Here is a 7868-nt window from a genome sequence, read left to right as displayed (position 1 = left end):
TTTTTGAGCGGGTTTTGCTAAAAAAGTTAGCTGAAGGACAAACCCCACGGAAAGGGAAGTGGGCAGCCGGAGTGGTGGTCAAGCAGTAGCTATTATTCCATAATAGCTACTAGAGGAAGCGTAAATCGGAGCATTTAGTGATAAGGACCGGGCTGGTTTTGCCCGGTTTTTCTTAGTATTATTCTATTTACTATAAACACATTACTGGTATTTTGCTATAATGAAATCTATATATTCAGAACTTATTGATAACTGCTACTGCATAGGGAGGTAACGATGACTCGTATAGTGAAACCAGAATCATTACATTTACAGGCGTATCATATTTTAAAAGAGGAAATTGTGAAGGGGGAATATAAACCGTACGAACGTGTGGTTGAAGCAAGGTTGGCCAAAAAGTTAGGAATCAGCCGAGGTCCTGTTAGAGAAGCGATTAGAATGCTTATTCAAGATGGGCTACTTACATATAACGATGGTTATGTGAGAGTGTATAAACCAACTGTTAAAGATGTTGTAGATATATTTCAATGCAGAGAAAGCTTAGAGGCCTTAGCGATCCGTCTGGCGATTGAACATATTACAGAAGCGGAAGAGGAACAATTGCAGAAAAATTTACATGACACCATTAAGGCGTATGAGCGGGATAAAGTCATTGAATTAGGACAGCTAGATCAACAGTTTCATGATATTATTATTCACGCTTCCAAAAACAGTCAGCTATTGGCGTTGTTAGAAGCAATCAGGACAAAAATCCATTATATGCGTATTAGTATGGTTAAAGGCGATTTCTATCCATCCTTTGTGAAGGAACATGAACGTCTAATCGAGCTTTTGTTGAAGGGTAATGAGGATGATGCGATTGCTTTAATGAAACAGCATATTAACAAGGGTTTGGAAGGTGTGTTAATGCATATTAATCATCAATAATCTAAAATGCTTCACCAATTTAGGGTTTATCCCGCATATAACTGGCAGTAGTACCCCGACCTTTAAGTAACATTGAAACGAATATAGGAAAGAGGGGGAACAACTGCCAGTAAATGTCCAATTGGTTCAAGGGTCTATAGGTCATATCCTTAGTGGTACTAACCATCCGTGGGGGATAAACAGAACCCCATGTATTGAAGTTTCACTTTATTTCTTCATTTTAGTTAACAGTTTGCTGTTGACTAAAATGATTCAATATTGTAACATCCAAAATATATAAAATATTTAGATATATATGGAAAATCTATGTAGTGGGTGTAACAGAAGTTCTTTCTCGGAAAATATGTAAGCGCATACAACGAATGCTTAAGGGAAGGGTGGAATTGATGAAAGATGGGCTACAAGTAGGAGATACAGCGACGTTAACTGTAGAAGTAACTCGGGAAATGTTTGCGCAGTTTGGTGGGGAGCTAGTCCACCCTGCATACTCAACCGCTTCCATGGTATACCATATGGAATGGGCAGCTAGAAAGTTAATAATACCTTATTTAGAAGAACATGAAGAGGGAATGGGGGCAGCGGTTTCAGTACAGCATCTTGCCCCATCAGGTCTAGGGACAGGTATTCAAGTAACTGCGATTGTTACCCAAATTAGTAAGCGAGGGGTTACAGCAGATGTGACTGTCAAAAATCAACATGGCTTTATAGGAAAGGGGGAGGTTCAACAAGCCATTCTACCTAAAGCAGTTATTAACGAAAAATTATCAGCTGCCACGTAAATAAGGAATTAGATAATGGGGGGATTAAAATGAAACAACTTGAGCAATTCAATGCAAAAGAGGTCGATATGTTTCAAAAAATTTCGAGTCATGAGCAAGTCATATTTTGTAATGATCCTTCAACTAATTTACAAGCTATTATTGCTATTCATAATACAACGCTTGGGCCTGCATTAGGTGGTACTCGTATGTATCCATACACGGATGTAAGTGAGGCGTTAGAAGATGTCCTTCGTCTATCTGAAGGGATGACAGCAAAGTGTGCCGCCAGTGACGTTGATTTTGGAGGGGGAAAGGCAGTAATAATTGGTGATCCACAAAAGGATAAGTCTCCAGCTATGTTTCGTTCCTTTGGTCAGTTTGTCAATTCATTAAATGGTAGATTCTATACTGGGACTGATATGGGAACGACGATGGATGACTTTGTCCACGCTTCTAAGGAGACAAATTTTATTAATGGGATCCCAGAAGAATTTGGCGGTAGTGGGGATACATCAATTCCTACAGCTCAAGGGATGATCTATGCTTTAAAAGCTACTTGTCAGTTTTTATATCGCAATGATGATCTAAGTGGTAAAAGGTATGCTATCCAAGGCTTAGGAAAAGTTGGTACAAGAATAGCTGAACATTTATTACAATTAGGCACAGAGCTTTACGTTACAGATATCAATGAAAAACGGATAGATGATATCAAGGAAAAAGCCAAGGTAGCTGGAGCTTCAGTAATTGCAGTCGATAGCAGAGATATTTACACGGTAGATGCAGATATTTTTGTGCCTTGTGCAATGGGAGGAATACTAAATGAAAGGACGATTCCCCAACTAAATGTCAAGGCTGTAGTCGGTTCTGCAAATAATCAATTAGCTAGTAAGTTAGATGCGGAGAGACTACGAGAAAGAGAGATTATGTACGCACCTGATTTTATAGTTAACGCAGGTGGTCTAATCCAGGTAGCTGATGAACTATATGGATCAAATAAAGAGCGTGTATTAGTAAAAACAAAATCTATCTATAATTCCGTCTTAGATATATATAAGCAAGCGAGACTAGAAAATATTACAACAATAGAAGCTGCTAATAAAAAGTGTCAAAGACAATTGCAGGAACAGCATAAAAGAAATAATTTCTATGTACGAAATCAAAGACCGAAATGGGACTTTAAAAGATAATTCTTTTCATAACAGATAGATATGTTTTCTTAATCTTATTAAAAGGTGGGGTTGAGATGAAAGAACGGTATCCATTATTTCAAATTATGAATAAAAATGGCGAATTGCTGGATCATGCATATGAAACGGAGATAACTGTAGACCAGGTTAAGTCATTTTATTATCACATGCTACGAATTCGTACATATGACCAAAAGGGGGTAGCCTTACAGAGGCAAGGACGGATAGGCACATATGTACCATTCGCGGGGCAAGAAGCAGCTCAGGTGGGAAGTGCATTAGCATTAGCTGATAAAGATTGGATGTTTCCAACATATCGAGATCATGGCGCATCATTAACATTCGGTGCAGATTTAGATAGGATGTTACTGCATTGGAATGGTCGTATTGAAGGTTGTTTGCCCTCTAGGGAAAAACATATTATGGCCGCTTCCATACCAATCGCTACACATTTACCCCATGCTGCTGGTGCAGCAATGGCTGAGACATATAAAGGAACAAAAAATGCAGCGATAGCTTATTTTGGTGATGGAGCAACATCCGAAGGGGACTTTCATGAAGGCATTAATATAGCTAGTGTATTTAAAGCACCTGTTGTATTCTTTAACCAAAATAATGGATTTGCGATTTCGTTACCAGTGAACAAACAAATGAATTCCCAGACAATTGCCCAAAAAGCAGAAGCGTATGATATTCCTGGTAAACGTGTTGACGGGATGGATATTTTTGCGGTTCATTTTGCTGTGAAAGAAGCGCTAGAAAGAGCCCGTTTAGGAGAAGGGCCAACGTTAATCGAAGCTGTTACAGTAAGATTCGGCGCGCATACAACAGCGGATGACCCTTCCAAATATAGAGATCAGGAAGAGATAAACCGTGTCCGAGAAGAGATAGATCCCGTATTGCGATTAGAGAAATATATGAAGCATTACAATATATGGGATGGTGATTGGGCAGCTACAATTACTAACGAAATCAAAGCAGAAATTGATGAGGCTATCCAGAGAATGGAATCTTATCAAAAGCCGAATGCAGCGGATATGTTTGACTATGTTTTTGAAAAACCAACATGGACGATCGAAAAACAAAAGGAAAGCATTATCTCGACAGGGAGGCAAAGCTGATTATGGTGATGTCAAAGGAGTTAGAGAAGAGGTCAGGGGTTAAAACAAATTCACTTACAGTTATTCAGGCAATAAATAACGGGTTACAAACAATGCTAGAACTGGATAATGACATACTTTTACTTGGGGAGGATATCGGAAAGAATGGTGGAGTGTTCCGCGCAACAGATGGGTTGCAGCAGAAGTTTGGAGACCACCGTGTTATTGATACACCATTAAGTGAGGCAGGTTTTGTAGGAACAGCAGTTGGTATGGCCTTGAATGGGCTAAAACCAGTAGTTGAAATCCAGTTTTTAGGGTTTATTTATCCTGCTTTGGAACAAATCGCCACCCATGTCACTAGGACTCGTACACGTACGTTAGGACATTATCATATACCAATGGTGATACGCGCACCATATGGTGCAGGGGTAAGATCACCGGAAATTCATTCTGATAGTGTAGAAGCTCTCTTTACACATTTGCCAGGTATAAAAGTTGTTTGCCCTTCTAATGCTTATGATGCCAAGGGATTGCTTATTGCAGCAGTTGAAGATCCTGATCCTGTGTTATTCCTGGAGCCGATGCGTCTATATCGAGGTCAACGGGAAGAGGTACCTATGAATGCTTATCGGATTGAGCTTGGAAAGGGAAAAACTTTGCAAGCAGGGGAAGATGTTACTATTCTTGCCTGGGGTGCCATGCTCCCAATTGTAGAGGCTGCTGTAGAGGAAATGAAACAGTATCAGATATCCTGTGATGTCATCGATCTCCGGACATTATACCCGCTAGACAAAGAGATTATTGCCGGCTCGGTTCAGAAAACCGGTAGAGTTGTTATTGTACATGAAGGCCATGAGACAGGTGGCGTTGGAAGCGAGATTATATCTATTATCAATGATACTTCTTTTCTCTTTCTCAAGGCTCCGATTGAAAAGGTAACTGGCTTCGATGTGCCAGTTCCGTTATTCGCCTTGGAAAATGATTATTTGCCAACAAAGGAACGTGTGTCGAAAGCCATAAAACAAGTTTACGAGTTTTAGGAGGTGAGCTGGTGGTTCAAATAAAATTTACGGATATTGGTGAAGGAATGAATGAGGGTGAAATTATTCATTACTTTGTTGATGTAGGTGATGAAGTAGAGGTAGATCAGCCGCTTGTAGAGTTACAGACAGATAAAATGGTTGCTGAGATTCCTGCACCTTCAGCAGGAAAGATTAAATCAATCTATTATGCAACTGGAGATATTGTAACGGTTGGCACCGTAATAATGGAAATTGATACAGGCAAAGATGCTGTAATCACAACGAAAGCTGAACAGCAAGTATTGGTGGATGAAGGGGCAGCATCAGCTTTAGATAGTCAAAATTCATTCCGTAATCCCTATAATCGAATATTAGCAGCTCCTTATACGAGAAAGATTGCTAGGGAGCTAGGTATTGATATTGAACAGATTAAGGGAAGTGGTCCAGCTGGGCGCGTCTTAGAGGAAGATGTCTATCGATTCAGCAACCAGTCAAATGCTTGCAACGATAATCAAGGGGAATCACATACCGGTATAAGGGAGGATGCTGAGGGCACAACGATTCCTTTCAAAGGCATCCGAAAGCAAATTGCGACTAAAGTCAGCCATTCCTTGCTGACAATTCCACATGTTACCCATTTTGATGAAGTAGATGTGACGAACCTTAATGAGCTTAGAAAGACGTTAAAGCTATCAGGAGATAGTATTTCCCTCGCTGCATTTCTGGTTAAAGCAACGGTTATTTGTTTAAAAGAGCATCAGCTATTTAATGCAAGATTAGATGAGGAAAATGAGGTTATCCGACTTTTAACCGATTACCATATGGGGATAGCTACAAACACAGAAGCAGGGTTATTAGTTCCGGTCATTTATGATGTAGATCAGAAATCCATTCGAACGATTAACAAGCAGATGAAGGAATTAACCATAAAAGCAAGAGAAGGGAAATTAACAGCAGGCGACATGAAGCATGGTACCTTTACTGTTAATAATGTGGGCCCACTTGGTGGTACAGGAGCTACCCCAATTATTAATCATCCACAGACTGGCATAATGACATTTTATAAGACAAAAAGAATGCCCATTGTCTTGGATGATGATGAAATAGCAATTCGTTCGATAATGAATATATCCGTGTCATTTGATCATCGGGTTATCGATGGGGCTCAATCGATTGCCTTTACAAATCGATTTATTGAATTAGTTGAAAACCCAAACAAGTTATTATTGGAGTTGATCTAATTGGTAGTAGGAGAATTTGCAGAGCACCGCGAATTAATAATCATAGGTGGAGGACCAGGAGGTTATAATGCAGCTATTCGTGCAGCCCAGCTAGGAATCCAGGTAACCGTAATTGAACAGGACCAGCTTGGTGGTACTTGTTTAAATAGAGGGTGTATACCTTCAAAAGTTTTCAGCCATGCTGCCCAGCAAGTGGCTTCTGTAGCAGACTTCCAATCATTTGGCATATGTGTAGGAACACCAGCTGTAGACTTTGCTCAATTAATTTCGTATAAAGATCAGATCATCCAGCGATTGAGATCCGGGGTTGAGAATTTATGTCAGGCAAATAAAGTAGAAATTATTCGTGGAAGGGCAAATTTCATTAACGATAATCGAATTGGTGTGGAATTAGGGCATCGTTTTGAACTGTTTGATTTTAATCAGGCAATCATAGCTACTGGCAGTACTGCTGTAATGCCATCCACAATAGGTGAAAACGATCGGATTTTGGTTGGTCATACTGTATATGAATTGAATGAAGTGCCAGAGGAGCTGATTGTTTATGGTAGTGATGCTTATGCTTTAGAGGTAGCATGCAGTTTTCATAAGCTAGGATCTGCTGTTTCGATGGTGCTTGATAACAAGGATTTTCCATTTGACCATACGATTAATCGTGAATTAAGGCGAGTTCTAAAGAAGGACAAAATAAAAGTCTATAGGGGATATCAATTAGAAAAGGTAAGCTCGGATTCGAATTATGTCCAGGTGGGATTACTGAAGAATAATCAAAAGGAGATATCTCTTTCAGGTACACATCTCTATATGGCAACAGCATTGCAGCCAGCAACTACTTCACTGGAGCTTAATAGACTGGGGGTTAAATGTTCGGATCATGGATTTATACAAGTAGATAAACAATTGAGGACTTCGGTTCCATCGATATTTGCTATTGGTGATGTTACTGGTGGAACATTTTCAGCGACAAAGGCAATGAAACAAGGTAAGGTTGCAGCGGAAATTATTGCTGGGAAGCCAAGTGAGGTTGATCTAACGATGATGCCTACCATTGTTCGCAGTGTTCCTCCGATAGCTACAGTTGGGTTAACAGAAGAAGAAGCGAAAGAACAGGGGTTTCAAGTAAAAACAAGTCAATTTAGCTATAGTGGAAATAGTTATGCAATGATTTCGAATCAAAAAAGTGGCGTAGCAAAGGTTATAAAAGATAATAATTCGGATCTACTACTAGGCGTTCATACAATCGGTGCGAATGCAATAGAATTAATCGGTTCTGGAATCACCGCTTTAGAAATGGCTGGAAGAGATGAAGACTTAAGATTCCCCTTATATCCTCATCCTAGTTATAATGAGATATTGCTTGAAGCAATGGAGGGATTGTCGGATAGCGCTATTCATATGAAACCTGTAGAAAGCCAGCTAGAAAAGAGTAAATAAAGCAAAAGGGTTCTCTAGTTATAAGATAGCTAGATTATAATGAAATAAACAAGATAAAAATTGGCTGGCTCTGGCTTTTGCAGGGAGTCGGTTTTTTATTGTATAGGAAATTATAACACCGTGATTCCTTTATCTCCGTTGACTCGCTCTAGTCGCTACGTTTCTAATTGGGTACTAACGCCTTTGTTATCCC

Annotated in this window: 7 protein-coding genes; all 7 read left to right on the top strand. The window is 39.6% G+C overall.

The annotated features are described in order from the left end of the window. Window positions 1-276 precede the first annotated feature (276 nt). The 7 genes from RVS70_RS09970 (at window position 277) to RVS70_RS09940 (ending at window position 7675) form a co-directional block, all read left to right on the top strand. A complete protein-coding gene (locus RVS70_RS09970) occupies window positions 277-927 on the top strand; it encodes a GntR family transcriptional regulator (RefSeq protein ID WP_034678521.1) in 651 nt (216 codons plus the stop codon). Between the two features lie 386 nt (window positions 928-1313). Next, window positions 1314-1706, top strand: coding sequence for a thioesterase, FlK family (locus tag RVS70_RS09965; RefSeq protein ID WP_321133141.1), 393 nt, complete (start codon window positions 1314-1316; stop codon window positions 1704-1706). A 29-nt stretch (window positions 1707-1735) separates the two neighbouring features. After that, a complete protein-coding gene (locus RVS70_RS09960; protein WP_026680045.1) occupies window positions 1736-2875 on the top strand; it encodes a Leu/Phe/Val dehydrogenase in 1140 nt (379 codons plus the stop codon). A gap of 56 nt (window positions 2876-2931) precedes the next feature. Beyond that, window positions 2932-3996: a pyruvate dehydrogenase (acetyl-transferring) E1 component subunit alpha gene (pdhA, locus tag RVS70_RS09955; RefSeq protein WP_026680046.1), complete on the top strand. Its 1065-nt coding sequence runs from the start codon at window positions 2932-2934 to the stop codon at window positions 3994-3996. 2 nt (window positions 3997-3998) lie between these two features. Next, window positions 3999-5018 carry an alpha-ketoacid dehydrogenase subunit beta gene (locus RVS70_RS09950; protein WP_026680047.1) on the top strand — a complete coding sequence of 340 codons (1020 nt, stop codon included), beginning with the start codon at window positions 3999-4001 and terminating at the stop codon, window positions 5016-5018. 11 nt (window positions 5019-5029) lie between these two features. Then, window positions 5030-6241, top strand: a complete 1212-nt coding sequence (locus RVS70_RS09945) for a dihydrolipoamide acetyltransferase family protein (RefSeq protein ID WP_321133138.1) — start codon at window positions 5030-5032, stop codon at window positions 6239-6241. Beyond that, on the top strand, window positions 6242-7675 hold the full coding sequence (locus RVS70_RS09940) for a dihydrolipoyl dehydrogenase family protein (protein ID WP_321133137.1): 1434 nt from the start codon (window positions 6242-6244) through the stop codon (window positions 7673-7675). The last annotated feature ends 193 nt before the right edge of the window (window positions 7676-7868 follow it).

This window comes from Virgibacillus sp. M23, assembly GCF_034190895.1.
Lineage (GTDB): Bacteria > Bacillota > Bacilli > Bacillales > Amphibacillaceae > Virgibacillus > Virgibacillus salarius.
The sequence above is the reverse complement of the archived record's forward strand: the minus strand, read 5'-3'. Positions and strand labels throughout refer to the sequence as shown.

Excerpts from the sequence above, each read along its gene's own strand:
- pdhA (WP_026680046.1), top strand. The coding sequence starts at position 2,932 with ATGAAAGAACGGTATCCATTATTTCAAATTATGAATAAAAATGGCGAA.
- RVS70_RS09960 (WP_026680045.1), top strand. The coding sequence starts at position 1,736 with ATGAAACAACTTGAGCAATTCAATGCAAAAGAGGTCGATATGTTTCAA.
- RVS70_RS09970 (WP_034678521.1), top strand. The coding sequence starts at position 277 with ATGACTCGTATAGTGAAACCAGAATCATTACATTTACAGGCGTATCAT.
- RVS70_RS09965 (WP_321133141.1), top strand. The coding sequence starts at position 1,314 with ATGAAAGATGGGCTACAAGTAGGAGATACAGCGACGTTAACTGTAGAA.
- RVS70_RS09950 (WP_026680047.1), top strand. The coding sequence starts at position 3,999 with ATGGTGATGTCAAAGGAGTTAGAGAAGAGGTCAGGGGTTAAAACAAAT.